Raw genomic sequence first — 18,052 nt, forward strand, 5'->3', positions numbered from 1 at the left:
TGAAGTGTACCGAGGTTGACCGGCCAGCGTCAGGCCGGTCGTGCCCGCGGACGATTGGCGAAGGTGCCAATGGCGCGCTCGATGCAGGTGAAGGTCTTGTCCAGCGCCGCGGTCCGGCGGGGATCCGCTGGCTGCAGTTCGCTGTCCAAGATCGCCAGCAGCACCACCCGTTCGCCAAAGCCCAGACTGCGCAGCCAGAGCCGCTCGTTGCTGAACAGCCGGCGCAGATCGGCGGGCAGGTGCGGCGCGAAGCGCGCTCGGTTGCCGTCATCGATGCGTAACTGGCCGGGGCTGCCGAACAGCTTGGCCAGCAGCGGGTGGCTGGCGATATCCAGTTGCAGGCCGGGGGCGTCGTCCAGGCCGTGGTGCAACTGGACATTGCCCTTCTGGCCGTTGCGATCCGGTGTCAGCAACAGCAGCCGCGGCAGGCCGCAGGCCACCAGCGCCTGGCGGGCGCAATCGAACAGCTGGGGCAGGGTGGCGAAGGCGCTGGGCGTGTGCAGCAGCTGCTCGCAGAGCCCGCGCCAGCGCTGTGCCTGACTCTCGCTGGCGACCTGTACCCGGGGCACCGGCTTGAGGCGCCGTTCACCCGGTGGCCAGACCAGGCCTTCCGCCGGATGCCAGAGGCCGGGTCGGGCATGGCGCTGGGCATCCTGCACCGCCAGCTCATGGCTGCGACTCTGCACCCGTGCCAGCGGCAGTTGCAGATAGAGGGCGCTGAAACGCTGCCAGCGCAGGGTATGAGAACCATCCCAGGCATGGTGGCTGGCCAGGGCCAGACCGTTGGCCAGCAGGATGGTGTTGCCGGGATGGGTCAGCCAGCGGCGCAGATTGGGGTCGTCGTCGAGGCGCTGCTGCTGTTCGAGGGGATCGTCGCCATGGGCGATGTGCAGCGCCCTGACCAGTTGCCGGCGATCCTGGTCCAGCAGGCGATAGCCTTCCACGATCCACTCGGGCAACTGCCAGTGACGGGCCAGCGCCTGGCACAGGCGGATCGCCGGCACGCCGAGCAGCTCGCGCTCGACCCTGAGCGCCGGTTCGCCTTCGCCCAGCACGCGCCGTTCCCATTCCTCGAAGAGTTCCGGATAACGGGTCACCAGCGGCCAGAGCGGCGCCAGAAAGAGCAGGGCGGCCAGGCGGATGTCCGGCCACAGCCGCGCCAGGGGCACACCGAACAGGCCCAGCCCCAGGGTCATGGCGTGCTGGCTGACCAGGCATAGCTGCCGCAGCGGACGCGGCAGGCGCTCCTCGGGCAGGGTCGGCTGGCGGGCGATCAGGTACTCCGCCGGCCCGAGACCGACGCGGCCGAGCACGGCCTCCAGACTGGCGGCCGGATCGCCAAGGCTGGCATGGCCGCGATTGGCCTCGCGTAGCAGGGCCAGCGCCAGGGGGGGTGACTCGCAGAGCCGTTCGGCGATCTCATGCAACGCCAGACGGCCATCGGCCAGGGCACGGCGCAGACGCTCCGCGGTGGCGGTGGCCACCGGCAGGCGTACGCCTTCCAAGTGTTTGACCCAGTCTTCGACGGTGTTTGGGCGGCTGGACATACGACGGTCGCCTTGAAATTTGATGAAAGGCCTTCAGTCCGGGGCGCCGGGTCCGATAAAGGGGACGTGAGGGCAGATCCCCGGCTCAATTTTCCTTAGCACACAGTATTCCCAACCATGGCAAAAATCATCGGCATCATCGTGATATTCGCGGCTGTCCTCGGCGGCTACATCCTCGCGCATGGCAAGATCGCTGCGATCATCCAGCCGCTCGAGGTCCTGATCATCGGCGGTGCCGCCCTGGGGGCCTTTCTGCAGGCCAACCCGGGCAGCACCTTCATGCAGGTGTTCAAGAAGTCGCTGAAGATGTTTGGCAATCGCTTCACCCACGCCTTCTACCTGGACGTGCTCAAGCTGCTCTACGAGATCCTCAACAAGAGCCGGCGCGAGGGCATGATGTCCATCGAGGCGGACGTCGAGGATCCCAAGGCCAGTCCGATCTTCAGCAAGTACCCGAACATCCTCAAGGATGAGCGGATGACCGCCTACGTCGCCGACTACCTGCGGCTGATGTCCTCCGGCAACATGGCCCCCCACGAGCTGGAAGGCCTGTTCGACATGGAGCTGGCCGGCATCAAGGAAGAGCTGGAGCATCCGTCCCACGCGGTATCGCGGGTCGCCGACGGCCTGCCCGGCTTCGGCATCGTCGCCGCGGTACTGGGTATCGTGATCACCATGGGCATGCTCGGCGAGGGCGACCAGGCGGCCATCGGTGGCCACGTGGGCGCGGCCCTGGTGGGTACCTTCCTCGGTATTCTCGCCGCCTACGGCTTCTTCGGTCCGCTGGCGACCTGCCTGGAGCACGACGCCAAGGAAGAGCTCAATGTGCTGGAGGCGATCAAGGCCTGCCTGGTCGCCGCTGCCAGCGGCATGCCGCCCACCGTCGCCGTGGAATTCGGCCGCAAGGTGCTGTTCCCGGCGCACCGGCCGTCCTTCAGTGAGCTCGAGCAGGCGATGCGGGGCAGCTGATGGACAACAACCAGCCGATCATCGTCAAGCGCATCAAGAAAAGCGCCGCCGGCCACCACGGCGGCGCCTGGAAGATCGCCTTCGCCGACTTCGCCACCGCCATGATGGCGTTCTTCCTGGTGCTCTGGCTGATGTCCTCGGCCACCCCAGAGCAGAAGAAGGCCATCGCCGGCTACTTCCAGGATCCGATCGGCTTCACCGAAAGCGCCAGTCCCTATGTCATCGACCTGGGCGGCACGCCGACGCCGGCGCCCGATCGCACCCTGAATCCCGAGATCCAGGCGCAACCGGATTCGACCCAGAACAAGGTCAACCCGGACGTGCAGGAGCGTGCCGATCCCAACGACTCCAACCGCGTCGCGCCCGATCCCACCCAGGCGCCCGATCAGTCCGACAAGCGCCAGCCCAACGACGCGGCCCAGCAGCAGAAGGATGCCAGTCAGGCGAAGATGGATCCGAGCCAGGCGGAAAAGATCGCCGAGCAGGTCGACAAGGAGCGCCTGGAGCTGTTGCTGCAGGAGCTGCAGAACAAGATCGAGCAGAATCCGGAATTGCAGAAGTTCAAGGACCAGATCCTGCTGGAAATCACCCAGGACGGCCTGCGCATCCAGATCGTCGATGCCGAGAACCGGCCGATGTTCGACTCCGGCAGTCCGCGACTGAAATCCTATTTCGAGGACATCCTGCTGGCCATGGCCGACACCATTCGCCAGGTGCCGAACAAGATCAGCATCAGCGGCCATACCGATGCGGCGCGCTACAACGGCAAGGGTGACTTCAGCAACTGGGAGTTGTCCGCCGGTCGCGCCAACGCCGCACGCCGGGCGCTGATCGCCGGTGGCTATCCGGAAGAGCAGGTGGCGCGGATCGTCGGCTATGCCTCCTCGGCCCCCTTCGATCGCGAGCATCCGCTCAATCCGGTCAACCGCCGCATCGATATCATCGTTCTGACCAAGAAGGCCCAGCAGGCCATCGAGGGACGGGCCGGGAGCAGCCAGGCACCGAAGCCGGCGACCGATGGCGCGCCGGCTGCCAGTCGCAGCGGGGTCTCCAGTGGTGGCGTCAGCGCCACCGGCAATCTGGCGCAACCCATCAACAACGCCGCCTTCAAGCAGCAGATCAACGCCTTCGACGCCGGCGTCATCCAGAGCAAGCCCTGAGCGGTCATGGCGATCGATAGGAAAATTCGCTGCTAGCGTTCGGTTTTTTCGTACGTTGACGTGAAGACGGCTGGTTAAGCTGCAGGGGTTTCATGACGGATCGGGCACCTTGCGCCCTGGCGCGCGGTCTCCCGATCTCCGATTCCCTTGCAGGAGCCTTCCGATGAGCAACGCCTTTATCGACACCATCAAGCGCCGCCGCAGCCAGTACGCGCTGGGCAAGAATCTGCCGCTGGCCCAGGACCAGGTCACCGCGCTGATCCAGGAGGCGGTCAAGCTGTCGCCCTCTGCCTTCAATTCGCAGAGCTCGCGCGCGGTGATCCTGTTCGGCGCCGAGAGCGACAAGTTCTGGGGCTTCGTCATGCAGGCGCTGCGGCAGATCGTGCCGGCCGACGCCTTCGCCGCTACCGAGGGCAAGATCAACAGCTTCGCGGCCGGCGCCGGCACCGTGCTGTTCTACGAGGATCGGCATGTCGTTGCCGGCCTGCAGGACAAGTATCCCGCCTATGCCGACAACTTCCCCATCTGGTCGGAACAGGCCAGCGGCATCGCCCAGTTCTCGGTGTGGACCGCCCTGGCCAACGCCGGCATCGGCGCCAGCCTGCAGCACTATAATCCGCTGCCCGACGCCCTGGCCGCCGCCGAGTGGAAGCTGCCGGAGACCTGGCACCTGCGCGCCCAGATGCCCTTCGGTTCCAACGAGGGCGACTTCCCGGAGAAGGGCTTCATGGACGATGCCGAGCGCTTCCGCGTCTTTGGCTGATAGTCGTCGATCGATAAAAACGCCGGGCTTGCCCGGCGTTTTCGTTAGTAGCGCGATTCGCCTTCCAGGCTAGCCAGGATATGCCGGTAACTGGCCATCCGCTGCGGATGGATATCGCCGCGTTCCAGGGCCGCGAGCAGGGCGCAACCGGGCTCGCGCTCGTGCTTGCAGTCGCGGAAGCGGCAGTGGCCGAGGTAGTCGCCGAATTCCTTGAAGCCGGCTTCGACGTCGTCGCGGCTGACGTGACTGAGGCCGAATTCGCGAATACCGGGTGAGTCGATCAGGTCGCCGCCATCGGGAAAGTGGAAGAGCCTGGCGGTGGTAGTGGTGTGGGTGCCCTTGTTGGTCAGCTCCGACAGCGGCCCGACGCGCGTATCGACGCCCGGTAGCAGGGCGTTCACCAGCGACGACTTGCCCACGCCGGACTGACCGACGAAGACACTGACGTGTTCGTCCAAAGCGCTCTTGAGCTGGTCCATGCTCAGGCCGTTGTGGGCCGACACCTCCAGCAGCGGATAGTCCAGCTCGCGGTAGATGCCCAGCAGTTCGTCCAGCGCCGGACCGTTGTGCTCGTCGATCAGGTCGGCCTTGTTGAGCAGCAGCAGCGGCTGAATGCCGGCATGCTCGGCCGCCACCAGGTACCGGTCGATGAGGTTGGCATGGGGCGTGGGCAGCGGGGCAAAGACGATCACCAGGCGGTCGACGTTGGCCGCCACCGGCTTGAGCTGACCGCGCATGTCCGGCCGGCAGATCTCCGAATGGCGCGGCAACTGGGCGACGATGACGCCATTGCCCTGGATACCGGAGCGAAACACCACCTGGTCGCCCGTGACCAGGGTCGGCAGGTTGGCGCGCAGATGGCAGCGCTGCAGCCGACCTTCGCCATCTTCGACCTCCACCTGAACGCCGAAATGGGCGATCACCTGGCCCTGTTGTTCCGGGCCCAGATCGCCGCCTTCCAGTTCGTCGACCAGCTTGGATTCGCGCTTTTCCGCGCGAGCAGCGCGTTCAGTCTGGATTTTTTCGATCCGCCAGCTCTGGCGACGGGTCAGGTGGCGTTTGGCCATGGGAAGTCCGCGGGTTTCAGGGTCGAGGAGTCTAGCATTGGCCGCCTCTCGCGGATTACCTAAACTTGGCGCACCTCGTCGCTCTGGAGCCCCCATGCTGGCCCATCTCGCCTCGCGCTATCCCCTGTTGCTGGCCGTGCTGGTGCAACTGGCCGCCTTGGTGCTGGCGGTCGTCGGACTGCGGCTGTGGGCCGGCTTCACCGGGCAGCGCCCATCGTTGCTGCTGCTGGTGTGTCTGCAGGCGGTGCTCGCGGCGCTGCTGGGCGAACGCCTGGGCCTGGCGCGCTGGTGGGTCTTCATCAATCTGCTGTTCGCTCCGGCGCTCTACCTGGTCAGCGGTCGCGGCCTGTCGGCGGGTATCGCCGCGCTCGGCTTCCTGCTGCTCCTGCTGCTGAACTGGAACAGCCTGCGCGAGCGGGTGCCGCTCTATCTCACCGGGCGCCAAACCCGCGAGCGGCTTGCCGAACTGCTCGCCGAGCGCGAGCCGACCTTTCGCTTCGTCGACTTGGGCTGCGGCCTGGGCGATACCCTGGTCGACCTGGCCCGGCGCTTTCCGCAGGCCACCTTCGTCGGTGTGGAGACGGCGCCGCTGAGCTTCGCCCTGGCCTGGCTGCGCTGCCTGCCACGGCGCAACTGCCAGGTGCGCTATCGCGATCTCTGGCGAGTGGAGCTGGGCGAGTTCGACGTCGTCTACTGCTTTCTCTCCCCGGCGCCCATGCCGCGCCTGGGCGACAAGGCCAGCACGGAGCTGCGGGCCGGCAGCTGGCTGATCAGCAACACCTTCGAGATTCCCGGCCAGCCAGCGGACAGGGTGCTGGAAGTGGGCGACCTGCGTGGCAGCCGGCTGCTGCTCTGGCGCCGGTAGGTGCGCGGCAGGCGCACTGCTACACTGCTGCCATCATCAAGGAGTTCACCATGACCACCCCCAATCCGCAGCACCTGATCTGGATCGACCTGGAAATGACCGGCCTGGATCCGGATCGGGACGTGATCATCGAGATGGCCACCATCGTCACCGACAGCGATCTCAATGTGCTGGCCGAGGGCCCGGTGCTGGCCATCCATCAGTCGGACGAGATCCTGGCCGGCATGGACGAGTGGAACACCCGTCAGCACGGTGGCTCGGGGCTGACCCAGCGGGTGCGCGAGAGCACCGTCGATACCGCCCAGGCCGAGGCCCTGACCCTGGAATTCCTGCAGCAGTGGGTGCCCAAGGGCAAATCGCCGATCTGCGGCAACAGCATCTGCCAGGATCGCCGCTTTCTCTATCGCCGCATGCCGGAGCTGGAAGCCTACTTCCACTACCGTAACCTGGACGTCTCCACCCTCAAGGAGCTAGCCGCGCGCTGGGCGCCCCATGTGCGTGACGGCGTGAAGAAGAGCGGCAGCCACCTGGCGCTAGATGACATCCGCGATTCCATCGCCGAGCTGCGTCACTACCGCGAGCACTTCATCAAGGTCTGATGGTCGCGCAGCCGTGCTGCTGTCCATCCTCTATCTGATCGCCATCACCGCCGAGGCCATGACCGGCGCCCTGTCCGCGGGTCGCCGCGGCATGGACCTGTTCGGCGTGGCGCTGATCGCCAGCGTCACCGCCCTGGGCGGCGGCTCGGTGCGCGACGTCCTGCTGGGGCACTATCCGCTCGGCTGGGTCAAGCACCCGGAGTACCTGGCGCTCACCGTCGGCGCGGGCCTGGCCACCGTGGCCATCGCCCGGGTCATGCGCTATCTGCGCCGGCTGTTCCTGGTGCTCGATGCCCTAGGTCTGGTGGCCTTTACCGTGATCGGCTGCCAGGTGGCTCTGGAGATGGGCCTGAGTCCGGCCATCGTCATCGTCAGCGGTACCCTCACCGGCACCTGCGGCGGCATCCTGCGCGACATTCTCTGCAACGACGTGCCCCTGATCCTCAGGCGCGAGCTCTATGCCAGCGTGGCGGTGCTCTCCGCTGGCTGTTATCTGCTCTGCCGCCCGTGGCTCGGCGAGGAGCAGGCGCTGCTCATCACCCTGGCCGCGGGGCTGCTGCTGCGCCTGCTGGCGCTGAGATTCAACTGGCAGATGCCGACCTTCACCTATCCGGACGATCCCCACGGCTAGGGTCGTGACAGATTTCGCGGCGCTGCGCTGAAATCCTTGTCCTAGAGCCTTTTGTGCGGCATTTTCAGGCGCCCAGTTACCGATAGGGAGATCGGTCATGTCTGGAAAACCTGCTGCGCGCCTGGGCGACGCCGTCGCCTGCCCCAAATGTGGGGCCACCGCCCTGGTTCAGGGCTCCTCCGATGTCTCTTTCGATGGCCTGCCGGCCGCGACCCTCGGCCATGCCTGCGGCTGTGGCGCGGTCCTGAGCGCCGCGGTCATCCCCACCGTCCTGATCAACGGCCAACCGGCAGCGGTGCTCGGCAGCCTTACCAGCCATGGCGGCGTGGTGATCGGCGGATCGGGCAGCGTCATCATCGGCCTGGATGCAGGCGGCGCAGCCAAGGGTGCCTGCGCAAGCCGTGCAGGCGCTACCGGCCTGGCACCGGGGCAGGGCAAGCCTTCGGCGCTGCGCGACCGGGAGCGACAGGGTATCGAGGCGCCTACCAAACACCCGCATGGCGCACCCGGTGCCAGGGATGAAGTCGGCGAACAGGCAGAGCGCCCGATAGAACAGCGCATCACCCTGCGCATCGGCGTCTTCTTCGACGGCACCGGCAACAACCTCTTCAACGCCGCCACCGGCGCGACTTGTCGTGCGGAAGAGCAGGGCTTTCGCCGGGACCAGGCAGAGAGCATCGCCCGGTACTGCAAGAAGTTCATGCTCGATCCAAACAGCAGTTACGCAAATGCTGATACGAACATCGTGCGGTTGTATCGGCTCTACCAAGACGATACCCAGCGCGCCGTCGAACAAGATGAAAAGTCAGCGGCTATTCCGGTCTATATCGAGGGTATCGGTACTCGAGCCGGACAACCGGATAGCGCTTTCTCCATGGGGACGGGCTTGGGTGCCAGTGGCGTGCTGGGTTGTGTTCAGACTTTTCCAGCTGCGTTCGGCGAGCGCTACGATCAGTTCAAACGCATCAATCCTGATGTCATCGTCGAATCGGTCGAGTTTGATCTCTTTGGCTTTAGCCGAGGCGCCGCGGCCGCCCGGCACTTTGCCAACGAGGTGCTCAAGACGAGCGGCGGTATTGCCGCAATGGGGTTGGCTAAGTGCTTTTCGTGGCAAGGCGTCAAGGTAAAGCTCAACTTCATCGGCTTGTTCGAGACCGTGACTGCTTTGGCTGATCCAAGGCGCGGCGACTTTACCCCGACTGATATCGCCAACCCCGGCGTCAACCTCTATCTCCCGGCAGGGTGCGCAGGCAAGGTGGTGCATCTGGTCGCTCGTGATGAGTACCGTCGTAACTTCGCCCTTACCAGTGTCGCACCGCAGCATCAAGAGATAGCCCTCCCTGGCGCCCATGCTGATCTAGGTGGGGGCTATGCGCCTGAGATGACCGAGCGCTTGCTGTTAACCCGGCCGCGCGTCTCGCGTGAGCGCTATGGCACCGACAGCCATGCGGCCTGGAGCTATCACCAAGCCCAGCTTGAGATGACGCAACTTCAACGAGAACCCTGGTTCGATCCAGGTTCCGCAACCCTGAAAATCGATACCTGGCGCAATAACTTGCCACGTATCCGCAGCGAACTACCGGAAACCGAGGTTATTTCTGCAGTCCGCCTGGAGCGCCAGGTGCGCGGGGAGCTGTCTTTAGTTTACCTGCGCATAATGCATCGCATGGCTGTTGCCAACGGAGTGCTCTTAGCGACCATTGATGAAGCTGATCCTGAATTACGCCTGCCCGATGAATTAAAGGGGGTCGCTACCAAGCTGCAAGCCAACGCCCAAGGTGCTCCGCTACATATTGACCAAGCCGAGACTCGCCTGCTGTTCGGTCACTATGTACATCTTTCTGCTCACTGGAACGCGCTACTGGGTAAAGACCTCAGCGACCTAGGCATATTCTTCGTCAACGCTCCCACGGCTACTGGTCGGCGCAACATCTATCCCAATCGTCCCCAAGTAGGCTATCCCGAATGAGCCGCTGGCTGCTGTGTCTTATCCTCACGCTCGGCCTGGCTGGCTGCCAAACCAACGCCGCGCCCAAACCCAAGCTGCCCTACGACGCCTGGTACCTGGGCTTTCTGGCGCCCAATTACATGGAGGTCTGGTTAGAGTTAGCCAATTTCAGTGACATCGACGGTCGCTTTTTTCCCAATGCCATGGGTGGTGTAGTTGCCATGGGACAGCCCACGAGTCTGTCGGCGACTGCCAAGGGCTGGCCTAGAAGGATCGGGTCGGGCAAAGGCCGCTACATGACCGGGCTAGATCTGCCCTATATGGTAGCGCTGCGCTGGCAATCGATGATTGAGCCTCAAGCCTATCAGGTGGTATTCGCCATCCCTGATTGGGCACGGAAAAAAATGGTCGAGCGTCTGCCAGCCGAGTGTCCGGTCAGTGGTCGCACTTCGGATTATCGCAAGGACCTCACCATCGGCCTGGCGCCCGGCGGCGTGGTCAAGGTCTGGATCATGGGCCCCTGCCTCGACCCCATCGAAGTCCTGACCCTCCAGGCCGAGATCGAGCCCAAGGGGCCCTATGGCGGCAAATCCAACGGCAAGTACCGGCCGCTGTCGCCGGTGGTCAAGCGCTATGTCGACAAGTACGGCGTGCCCTACGGCAGCTGGTGGGCACCGATCCCCTACACCACGGTAGGCCCCTGAACGTCTAGCCTGCCGCTCAGGCCTCGCCGTGCCGCTGCAGTGCCCACTCCACGTGCTCACGCACCAGGGGCGAAGGATGCTCGCGCTGCAGCTTCAGGGCTTCCACCACCGGGATGCTGGTCGGGGCATTGCCAAGGCCAACGGCCAGGTTGCGTAGCCAACGTTCGTAGCCGGCACGGCGCAGGGGCGAGCCTTCGGTGCGGCTGAGGAATTCGGCTTCGGTCCAGCGAAAGAGCTCGGCCAGACTGGCGCTGTCCAGGCTGTGGCGTGGCTGGAAGTCGCCTTCGGCGGTGGGCTTGGCGAAGCGATTCCAGGGGCAGACCAACTGGCAGTCGTCGCAGCCAAAGACCCGGTTGCCGATCAAGGGCCGTAGCTCCAGTGGAATGGAGCCCTTGAACTCGATGGTCAGGTAGGAAATGCAGCGCCGGGCGTCGAGCTGATAGGGGCCGACGAAGGCCTGGGTCGGGCAGATGTCCAGGCAGGCGTGGCAGGTGCCGCAGTGGTCGCGTGGGGTGGGTTCGTCCACCGGCAGGGGCACGTCGACGAAGAGTTCGCCGAGAAAGAACCAACTGCCGGCCTTGCGATTGAGCACCAGGGTGTTCTTGCCGATCCAGCCCAGGCCAGCCTGTTCGGCGATGGCCTTTTCCAGCACCGGCGCGCTGTCGACGAAGGCGCGATAGCCGAAGGGACCGATCTCTCCCTGGATGCGCTCGGCCAGCTGCTGCAGGCGCTTGCGGATCAGCTTGTGGTAATCGCGACCCAGGGCGTAGCGGGAGATATAGGCCGCATTGCCATCGGCCAGGCGCTCGCTCATGCGGGTGTCGCCGGGCAGGTAGTCCATGCGCAGGGAAACCACCCTCAGAGTCCCCGGGACCAGTTCGGCCGGTCGCGAACGTTTGCTGCCGTGCGCGGCCATATAGTCCATCTCGCCGTGGAAACCGGCGGCCAGCCAGCGCTCCAGATGTTCCTCGTGACGTGCCAGATCCAGCCCGGCGATGCCGGTCTGTTGAAAGCCCAATTCCCGACCCCAGGTCTTGATGAGGTCGGCCAGGGCGGCGAGATCGAGAGCGACAGCGGACATCGACGGGAGCGCACAGGCAGGAGGGCCGCCTATTTTGCCAGACTCCGGAGGCTTTCCCAGCATGCACGACGAACTGCCGTTCCAGCTCTACAGCGCCCAGCAGGTGCGGGATCTCGACGCCCAACTGATCGCCGGCGGTCTGCCCGGTCTTGAGTTGATGAGACGTGCGGCGGGGGCGGCTTGGCGCTCATTGCGCCATGGCTGGCCTCATGCCGGCGCCCTCTGCGTACTGGCGGGCGGTGGCAACAATGCCGGTGATGGCTACCTGGTCGCCAGTCTGGCGCGCAAGGCCGGCTGGCAGGCGCGGGTCTTGCACCTGGCCGATCCGGCCGGACTCCAGGGCGATGCCGCCCTGGCCCATGCCGAGGCCCTGGCCGCCGGCGTGGACATCCAGCCTTGGCGCGCGGATGCCGCGCTGGAAGGCGTGGTGGTAGATGCCTTGCTGGGCACCGGGCTCAAGGGCGCCGCACGTGAGCCCTATGCCGCGGCCATCGAGCGGATCAACGCCAGCGAATTGCCGGTGGTGGCCATCGACATTCCCTCCGGGCTGGATGCCGATACCGGCGCTGCGGCGGGCGCCCTGGTGCGCGCCGATCTGACCATCACCTTCATCGGTCTCAAGCTCGGGCTGTTCACCGGCAAGGGGCCGGATCACGTCGGCAGTCTGGTGTTCGAGCCGCTGATGGAGGAACCGCAGAATCCCGCCCATGCCACCGCTCAGCGTCTGGCGCCCGGCAACCTGCCGCGCCTGGCGGCGCGCCCGCTCAACGCGCACAAGGGGCAATACGGCCATCTGCTGGTGATCGGCGGTGACGAAGGCACCGGCGGCGCGGCCATCATGACCAGCGAGGCGGCGCTACGCTGCGGTGCCGGCATGCTCAGCCTGGCAACCCGGCCGTCCAACGTCACCGCGGTGCTGGCGCGGCGGCCGGAAGTGATGGTCGCCGGCGTACGTTCCAGTTTCGCCGTACTGGAACTGGCCAAGAAGGCCGATGTGCTCGCCGTCGGGCCGGGCCTGGGCCAGGGCGCCTGGGGCAAGGCGCTGGCCAGTGCTGCCGCGACGCTGGACGTCATCCAGGTCTGGGACGCCGATGCGCTCAATCTGTTGGCCGCCGGCGTGGTCGAGGCGCCGCGCGGGCCCTGGGTGATGACGCCCCATCCGGGCGAAGCGGCCCGGCTGCTGGAGGTCTCGATCAAAGACATCGAGGCCGATCGCCCAGGCAGCGCCCGCGAACTGGCGCGGCGCTACGGCGGCGTGGCGCTGCTCAAGGGTTTCGGCACCCTGATCGCCCACCCGGATGGTCGCATGGCGCTGTGTGGCGAAGGGCATCCGGCGATGGCTACCGGTGGCCTGGGGGACATCCTCACCGGTATCATCGCCGCCCTGCTGGGGCAGGGGCTGGCGCCCTTCGAGGCCGCCTGCCTGGGCGCCTGGCTGCACGGCCGTGCCGGCGCCGAGCTGGGTCGCCAGGGCCGCGGTCTCGCCGCCAGCGATCTGCCCCCGGTCGCCCGCCAGTTGCTCGAGGAACTCCAGCCATGCCTGAACTGACCCTGCACGCCGCCGACGAAGACGCCATGTATGCCCTGGGTGCCCGCCTGGCCCAGGCCAGCGGCGGTCGTGGCGTACTCTATCTGCACGGCGATCTGGGCGCCGGCAAGACCACCCTGTCGCGTGGCATCCTGCGCGGCCTCGGCCACGCAGGCGCGGTGAAGAGCCCCACCTTCACCCTGGTCGAGCCCTACGAGTTGCCCAGTGGTGCGATCTACCACTTCGACCTCTACCGCCTGGCCGATCCCGAAGAACTGGAATTCATGGGGATTCGCGACTACTTCACAGCCGAGGCCTTATGCCTGGTGGAATGGCCCGAGCGCGGTCAGGGCTTTTTGCCAAAGCCCGACCTGGACATTACCATTACGCCACGCGCCGACGGCCGTGATCTGCGCCTGACTAGTCATGGTGCTCACGGCGAGGCCTGGTGCGCCGCCCTCGCGCCCTAGGCGCCGATCCTTCGTTCTCCAGCTATACGGTCGCAGGCATGCGCAAGTGTTTTTTCAGGTCGGGACTCGGCCTGTTGTTGTTGATTCTCAGCAGTCAGTTGCTGGCCGCCACCCAGATCAAGGGCATGCGCGTCTGGCGTGCGCCCGACAATACCCGTCTGGTGTTCGATCTGACCGGCCCGGTCAAGGCCAGCGTCTTCACCCTCAGTGCCCCGGACCGCATCGTCATCGACCTGTCCGGCGCGCAGCTCGACGGTGGGTTGAACGAAAAGCCGCTGCGCAATACTCCCATCACCGGCCTGCGGGCGGCCCAGCGCTCGCCCGGCGAGGTGCGCCTGGTGCTGGACACCAAGGGTGCCCTGACGCCCAAGAGTTTCACCCTGGCGCCCAACAAGGAATACGGCAATCGCCTGGTGGTCGATCTCTACGATCAGGGCACCGATCCGGCCGCCAGCGACATCCCCGCCACCGTCACGCCCAATCTGCCGGCCACCCCGGTGACCCCGGCCCAGCCGGCGACCCGTCTGCCCTCCAGCCCCAGCGGCAAGCGCGACGTGGTGGTGGTGATCGATCCCGGCCACGGCGGTGAAGACCCGGGTGCCATCGGCCGCGGCCGGTTGTACGAGAAGAACGTGGTGCTGGCCATCGCCAAGCAGCTGCAGGCCAATCTCAACCGGCAGAAGGGCTTTCGCGCCGAGCTGACCCGCACCAGCGATTACTTCATCCCACTGCGCCAGCGGCAGGTCATCGCCCGCAAGAAGGGCGCCGACCTGTTCATCTCCATCCATGCCGACTCCGCGCCCAGCGCCAGCGCCGAGGGCGTTACCGTCTTCGCCCTGTCCCAGCGCGGCGCCACCTCCGAGGCCGCACGCTGGCTGGCCGATGCGGAAAACCGCTCCGACCAGGTCGGTGGGGTATCCGATGCCCTGGACAACAAGGATCCCATGCTCGCCGGGGTGCTCATGGACCTGTCCATGACCGCCACCGTGGCCTCCAGCCTGGAGGTCGGCCAGACCATCCTCGGTCAGGTCGGGCGGGCGACCAAGCTCCTGCATTCGCGGGTGGAGCAGGCCGGCTTCATGGTGCTGAAATCGCCGGACATTCCCTCGATCCTGGTGGAGACCGGCTTCATCACCAATGCCAACGAGTCGGCCAAGCTGGCCAGTCCAGCGCACCAGGGCCTGCTCGCCCGGCAGATCCAGGCCGGTATCGTGCAGTACTTCCAGCACCGCCCGCCGCCCGGCACCTACCTGGCCTGGCAGCGCGAGCAGCGGGGCGACAAGGTCGGCAGCGTGCGCGGCATCGATCAGCACCGGGTGCAGCCGGGCGAAAGCCTGAGCCTCATCGCCCGTCGCTATGATGTCGACCTCTCCACCCTGCGCGCCGCCAATCGGCTAAAGGGCGACCGCATCCGCTCCGGTCAGGTCCTGACCATCCCCACCCACGAACTGGCGGCCAGCAATGACTGAACCCCGGCGTATCCAGCTGCTTAGTCCGCGGTTGTCCAACCAGATCGCCGCCGGCGAGGTGGTCGAACGGCCCGCCTCGGTGGCCAAGGAGCTGCTGGAGAACAGCCTGGACGCTGGTGCCCGGCGCATCGACATCGAGGTGGAACAGGGCGGGGTCAAGCTGCTGCGCATCCGCGACGACGGCCATGGCATCCCGGCGGACGACCTGCCGCTGGCCCTGGCGCGCCATGCCACCAGCAAGATCTACCACCTGGACGAACTGGAAAGCGTCACCAGTCTGGGCTTTCGCGGCGAAGCCCTGGCCTCGGTCAGCTCGGTGTCCCGGCTCACCCTGACCTCGCGCTACCGGGGCGAGGACCAGGCCTGGCAGGTGGAGACCGAGGGTCGCGAGATGCAGCCACGGGTACAGCCCGCCGCCCACCCCCAGGGCACCTCGGTGGAGGTGCGCGACCTGTTCTTCAATACGCCTGCGCGGCGCAAGTTCCTGCGCGCCGAAAAGACCGAATTCGATCACCTGCAGGAAGTGGTGCGGCGTCTGGCGCTGGCGCGCTTCGACGTGGGTTTTCACCTGAGGCACAACGGCAAGAGCCTGCTGGCCCTGCATCCGGCGGGCGATCCCCAGAGCCAGGGGCGGCGGGTCGGCGCCGTCTGCAGCCCCGGCTTTCTCGAACAGGCCCTGCCGCTGGAGCACGAGCGCAACGGCCTGCGCCTCTGGGGCTGGGTCGGCCTGCCGACCTTCTCCCGCAGCCAGGCCGATCTGCAGTACTTCTATGTCAACGGCCGCATGGTGCGCGACAAGCTGGTCGCCCACGCGGTGCGCCAGGCCTATCGCGACGTGCTCTACAACGGCCGTCACCCGGCCTTCGTGCTCTTCCTCGAAGTAGATCCGGCGACGGTGGACGTCAATGTCCACCCCACCAAGCACGAGGTGCGTTTCCGCGACAGCCGCCAGGTGCACGACTTCCTCTACGGCACCCTGCACCGCGCCCTCGGCGACATCCGCCCGGACGACCAGCTCGCCGTGGTGGCACCCACGGCGCCGGCGCCGCTGAGCGGTCCGGCCGCCGGTGAATTCGGCCCCCAGGGCGAGATGCGCCTGGCCGCCGCCGTTCTGCACGACAGTCCTGCGCCGCCTGCCCAGCCTTTCGCCGGTGGTGGCGGATCGGGTGCTGCGCCTTACGCGCCGACCCCGCAGCCCTATGCGGGCGCGCCGGTGGCCGAGGTGCAAAGCGCCTACAAGGCCTTCTTCGCGCCGCTGCCGACAGGTGCCGAGGCTGCCCCCCTGCCCGCGGAACAGGGCGACGTGCCGCCGCTGGGCTATGCCCTGGCGCAGCTCAAGGGTATCTACATCCTGGCCGAGAACGCCCAGGGCCTGATCCTGGTGGACATGCACGCCGCCCACGAGCGCATCACCTACGAGCGGCTCAAGGTGGCCATGGCCAGCGAAGGCCTGCGCGGCCAGCCACTGCTGGTGCCGGAGTCCCTGGCGGTCAGCGAGCGCGAGGCCGATTGCGCCGAAGAGCACGGCCAGTGGTTCGAGCGCCTCGGCTTCGAGCTGCAGCGCCTGGGCCCCGAGACCCTGGCCATCCGCCAGATCCCCGCGCTGCTCAAGCAGGCCCAGGCCGCGCGGCTGGTGCAGGACGTGCTCGCCGATCTGCTCGACTATGGCACCAGCGATCGCATTCAGGCGCACCTCAACGAACTGCTCGGCACCATGGCCTGCCACGGCTCGGTACGCGCCAACCGGCGGCTGACCCTGCCGGAGATGAATGCCCTGCTGCGCGACATGGAAACCACCGAGCGCAGCGGCCAGTGCAACCACGGTCGTCCCACCTGGGCCCAGCTCAGCCTGGATGACCTGGACAAACTCTTCCTGCGCGGCCGCTGACCGCCCCGCCGCGTCCTGCGCGGCGTCCTCCGAGAATCCTCAATGACCGCCCCCCTGCCGCCCGCCATCTTTCTCATGGGGCCGACCGCCTCCGGCAAGACCGACCTCGCCATCGAACTGGCCCGGTTGCTGCCCATCGAGCTGATCAGCGTGGATTCGGCGCTCATCTACCGGGGTATGGACATAGGTACCGCCAAGCCCAGCGCCGAGGTGCTGGCTGCCCATCCGCACCGGCTGGTGGACATCCGCGACCCTGCCGAGAGCTATTCCGCCGCCGAATTTCGCACCGATGCCCTGGCGGCCATGGCCGAAATCACCGCCGCCGGGCGCATCCCGCTGCTGGTGGGCGGCACCATGCTCTATTTCAAGGCCCTGCTCGAAGGCCTGGCCGACATGCCCGGTGCCGATGCCGGGGTGCGCGCCGAGATCGAGGCACTGGCGGCCACGGCGGGCTGGGGCGAGATCCATCGGCAACTGGCCGAGGTCGATCCAGTGTCGGCGGCGCGCATCCATCCCAACGACCCCCAGCGCCTTCTGCGCGCCCTCGAGGTGTATCGCGTCAGCGGCCAGTCGATGACCGCGCATCGCGCGTTGCAAATGAGTGCCAATGCCGATTCGAACGGCGCGCCCCAGACGCAATTACCCTATACTGTCGCCCAATTGATCCTGGCGCCTGGTCGGCGTGAGGTGCTCCATGCGCGTATCGCCGAGCGCTTCGGTCTGATGCTGGAACAGGGCTTCATCGACGAAGTTTCAGCCTTGCGGGAACGTCCCGATCTGCATCCTGGTCTGCCGTCCATGCGATCCGTAGGCTATCGTCAGGTGTGGGAGTTCCTGGAAGGGGATTGCACGCGAGAAGAGATGGTGGCGCGTGGCGTTGCGGCGACGCGGCAATTGGCGAAGCGGCAGTTGACCTGGTTGCGTGGCTGGCCCGCCGCGCACACCTTCGACAGCCTGGCTTGTGACAATCTGCCACGGATCTTGAAATGCCTGGCCGGCGACTCCATATCGCCTCGCAGCTGAATCGTTTTTGTCCGCGTGTCCATGGTGGGCAGCGGAAACTGGCATGTCGCCAGATCAGTATTTTCATTTCTTTAGGAGAGCGACACGATGTCAAAAGGGCATTCGCTACAAGACCCTTACCTGAACACCCTGCGTAAAGAGCGCGTTCCGGTTTCCATCTATCTCGTCAACGGTATCAAGCTGCAGGGTCAGATCGAGTCCTTCGACCAGTTCGTGATCCTGCTCAAGAACACCGTCAGCCAGATGGTCTACAAGCATGCAATTTCCACCGTGGTGCCGAGCCGCCCGGTCCGTCTGCCCAGCTCCGAGACGAGCGAGTCGGATAGCGAATAAATAACAA

Annotated in this window: 17 protein-coding genes; 14 read left to right on the top strand and 3 right to left on the bottom strand. The window is 66.1% G+C overall.

The window, feature by feature from the left end; translation table 11 throughout:
• Positions 1–29: 29 nt before the first annotated feature.
• The gene (locus BMZ43_RS21245; RefSeq protein ID WP_093256353.1) at positions 30–1,547 is read right to left on the bottom strand and encodes an HDOD domain-containing protein; all 1,518 of its coding nucleotides are present in this window, start codon (positions 1,545–1,547) and stop codon (positions 30–32) included.
• 117 nt (positions 1,548–1,664) lie between these two features.
• On the opposite strand from BMZ43_RS21245, the gene motA reads away from it, so the two are divergent.
• The 3 genes from motA to BMZ43_RS21260 all read left to right on the top strand — a co-directional run bounded on the left by motA (position 1,665) and on the right by BMZ43_RS21260 (position 4,439).
• Positions 1,665–2,516 carry a flagellar motor stator protein MotA gene (gene motA / locus BMZ43_RS21250; protein WP_017642892.1) on the top strand — a complete coding sequence of 284 codons (852 nt, stop codon included), beginning with the start codon at positions 1,665–1,667 and terminating at the stop codon, positions 2,514–2,516.
• A complete protein-coding gene (locus BMZ43_RS21255) occupies positions 2,516–3,676 on the top strand; it encodes a flagellar motor protein MotB (RefSeq protein WP_017642893.1) in 1,161 nt (386 codons plus the stop codon). Before motA ends, BMZ43_RS21255 begins: the two co-directional genes overlap by 1 nt.
• Positions 3,677–3,839: 163 nt before the next feature.
• Positions 3,840–4,439: a nitroreductase family protein gene (locus tag BMZ43_RS21260; RefSeq protein WP_007161171.1), complete on the top strand. Its 600-nt coding sequence runs from the start codon at positions 3,840–3,842 to the stop codon at positions 4,437–4,439.
• Between the two features lie 44 nt (positions 4,440–4,483).
• On the opposite strand, the gene rsgA is transcribed toward BMZ43_RS21260, so the two are convergent.
• Complete coding sequence (rsgA, locus tag BMZ43_RS21265) at positions 4,484–5,506, bottom strand: small ribosomal subunit biogenesis GTPase RsgA (RefSeq protein ID WP_064307623.1); 1,023 nt, start codon at positions 5,504–5,506, stop codon at positions 4,484–4,486.
• A gap of 94 nt (positions 5,507–5,600) precedes the next feature.
• On the opposite strand from rsgA, the gene BMZ43_RS21270 reads away from it, so the two are divergent.
• From BMZ43_RS21270 to BMZ43_RS21290, 5 genes are all read left to right on the top strand, one after another.
• Positions 5,601–6,371 carry a class I SAM-dependent methyltransferase gene (locus BMZ43_RS21270; RefSeq protein ID WP_093256356.1) on the top strand — a complete coding sequence of 257 codons (771 nt, stop codon included), beginning with the start codon at positions 5,601–5,603 and terminating at the stop codon, positions 6,369–6,371.
• 50 nt (positions 6,372–6,421) lie between these two features.
• Entirely contained in the window at positions 6,422–6,970 is a 549-nt protein-coding gene (gene orn / locus BMZ43_RS21275) for an oligoribonuclease (protein WP_059316402.1), read from the top strand.
• Between the two features lie 16 nt (positions 6,971–6,986).
• Entirely contained in the window at positions 6,987–7,601 is a 615-nt protein-coding gene (locus tag BMZ43_RS21280) for a trimeric intracellular cation channel family protein (RefSeq protein WP_026084067.1), read from the top strand.
• Positions 7,602–7,698: 97 nt separating this feature from the next.
• Positions 7,699–9,570: a PAAR domain-containing protein gene (locus BMZ43_RS21285; protein ID WP_064307625.1), complete on the top strand. Its 1,872-nt coding sequence runs from the start codon at positions 7,699–7,701 to the stop codon at positions 9,568–9,570.
• Positions 9,567–10,253 carry a DUF2931 family protein gene (locus tag BMZ43_RS21290; RefSeq protein ID WP_064307626.1) on the top strand — a complete coding sequence of 229 codons (687 nt, stop codon included), beginning with the start codon at positions 9,567–9,569 and terminating at the stop codon, positions 10,251–10,253. The genes BMZ43_RS21285 and BMZ43_RS21290 overlap by 4 nt, the downstream gene beginning before the upstream one ends.
• Before the next feature lie 16 nt (positions 10,254–10,269).
• Here BMZ43_RS21290 and queG read toward each other — a convergent pair whose 3' ends face one another.
• Positions 10,270–11,334, bottom strand: coding sequence for a tRNA epoxyqueuosine(34) reductase QueG (gene queG, locus BMZ43_RS21295; RefSeq protein ID WP_093256358.1), 1,065 nt, complete (start codon positions 11,332–11,334; stop codon positions 10,270–10,272).
• 61 nt (positions 11,335–11,395) lie between these two features.
• On the opposite strand from queG, the gene BMZ43_RS21300 reads away from it, so the two are divergent.
• From BMZ43_RS21300 to hfq, 6 genes are all read left to right on the top strand, one after another.
• On the top strand, positions 11,396–12,883 hold the full coding sequence (locus BMZ43_RS21300; protein ID WP_093256360.1) for an NAD(P)H-hydrate dehydratase: 1,488 nt from the start codon (positions 11,396–11,398) through the stop codon (positions 12,881–12,883).
• On the top strand, positions 12,871–13,332 hold the full coding sequence (tsaE, locus tag BMZ43_RS21305) for a tRNA (adenosine(37)-N6)-threonylcarbamoyltransferase complex ATPase subunit type 1 TsaE (RefSeq protein WP_093256398.1): 462 nt from the start codon (positions 12,871–12,873) through the stop codon (positions 13,330–13,332). The genes BMZ43_RS21300 and tsaE overlap by 13 nt, the downstream gene beginning before the upstream one ends.
• A gap of 38 nt (positions 13,333–13,370) precedes the next feature.
• Positions 13,371–14,801, top strand: coding sequence for an N-acetylmuramoyl-L-alanine amidase (locus BMZ43_RS21310; protein ID WP_026084069.1), 1,431 nt, complete (start codon positions 13,371–13,373; stop codon positions 14,799–14,801).
• Entirely contained in the window at positions 14,794–16,689 is a 1,896-nt protein-coding gene (gene mutL, locus BMZ43_RS21315; protein WP_093256363.1) for a DNA mismatch repair endonuclease MutL, read from the top strand. Before BMZ43_RS21310 ends, mutL begins: the two co-directional genes overlap by 8 nt.
• A 42-nt stretch (positions 16,690–16,731) precedes the next feature.
• The gene (gene miaA / locus BMZ43_RS21320) at positions 16,732–17,712 is read left to right on the top strand and encodes a tRNA (adenosine(37)-N6)-dimethylallyltransferase MiaA (protein ID WP_064307630.1); all 981 of its coding nucleotides are present in this window, start codon (positions 16,732–16,734) and stop codon (positions 17,710–17,712) included.
• An 87-nt stretch (positions 17,713–17,799) separates the two neighbouring features.
• The gene (hfq, locus tag BMZ43_RS21325; protein WP_007161156.1) at positions 17,800–18,045 is read left to right on the top strand and encodes an RNA chaperone Hfq; all 246 of its coding nucleotides are present in this window, start codon (positions 17,800–17,802) and stop codon (positions 18,043–18,045) included.
• The last annotated feature ends 7 nt before the right edge of the window (positions 18,046–18,052 follow it).

The organism is Pseudomonas sp. Snoq117.2 (assembly GCF_900110545.1).
GTDB classification, from domain to species: Bacteria; Pseudomonadota; Gammaproteobacteria; order Pseudomonadales; family Pseudomonadaceae; genus Chryseomonas; species Chryseomonas benzopyrenica.

Coding starts and splice junctions, on each gene's coding strand:
- BMZ43_RS21245 (WP_093256353.1), bottom strand. CDS start 1,547: ATGTCCAGCCGCCCAAACACCGTCGAAGACTGGGTCAAACACTTGGAA.
- motA (WP_017642892.1), top strand. CDS start 1,665: ATGGCAAAAATCATCGGCATCATCGTGATATTCGCGGCTGTCCTCGGC.
- BMZ43_RS21255 (WP_017642893.1), top strand. CDS start 2,516: ATGGACAACAACCAGCCGATCATCGTCAAGCGCATCAAGAAAAGCGCC.
- BMZ43_RS21260 (WP_007161171.1), top strand. CDS start 3,840: ATGAGCAACGCCTTTATCGACACCATCAAGCGCCGCCGCAGCCAGTAC.
- rsgA (WP_064307623.1), bottom strand. CDS start 5,506: ATGGCCAAACGCCACCTGACCCGTCGCCAGAGCTGGCGGATCGAAAAA.
- BMZ43_RS21270 (WP_093256356.1), top strand. CDS start 5,601: ATGCTGGCCCATCTCGCCTCGCGCTATCCCCTGTTGCTGGCCGTGCTG.
- orn (WP_059316402.1), top strand. CDS start 6,422: ATGACCACCCCCAATCCGCAGCACCTGATCTGGATCGACCTGGAAATG.
- BMZ43_RS21285 (WP_064307625.1), top strand. CDS start 7,699: ATGTCTGGAAAACCTGCTGCGCGCCTGGGCGACGCCGTCGCCTGCCCC.
- BMZ43_RS21290 (WP_064307626.1), top strand. CDS start 9,567: ATGAGCCGCTGGCTGCTGTGTCTTATCCTCACGCTCGGCCTGGCTGGC.
- queG (WP_093256358.1), bottom strand. CDS start 11,334: ATGTCCGCTGTCGCTCTCGATCTCGCCGCCCTGGCCGACCTCATCAAG.
- BMZ43_RS21300 (WP_093256360.1), top strand. CDS start 11,396: ATGCACGACGAACTGCCGTTCCAGCTCTACAGCGCCCAGCAGGTGCGG.
- tsaE (WP_093256398.1), top strand. CDS start 12,871: ATGCCTGAACTGACCCTGCACGCCGCCGACGAAGACGCCATGTATGCC.
- BMZ43_RS21310 (WP_026084069.1), top strand. CDS start 13,371: ATGCGCAAGTGTTTTTTCAGGTCGGGACTCGGCCTGTTGTTGTTGATT.
- mutL (WP_093256363.1), top strand. CDS start 14,794: ATGACTGAACCCCGGCGTATCCAGCTGCTTAGTCCGCGGTTGTCCAAC.
- miaA (WP_064307630.1), top strand. CDS start 16,732: ATGACCGCCCCCCTGCCGCCCGCCATCTTTCTCATGGGGCCGACCGCC.
- hfq (WP_007161156.1), top strand. CDS start 17,800: ATGTCAAAAGGGCATTCGCTACAAGACCCTTACCTGAACACCCTGCGT.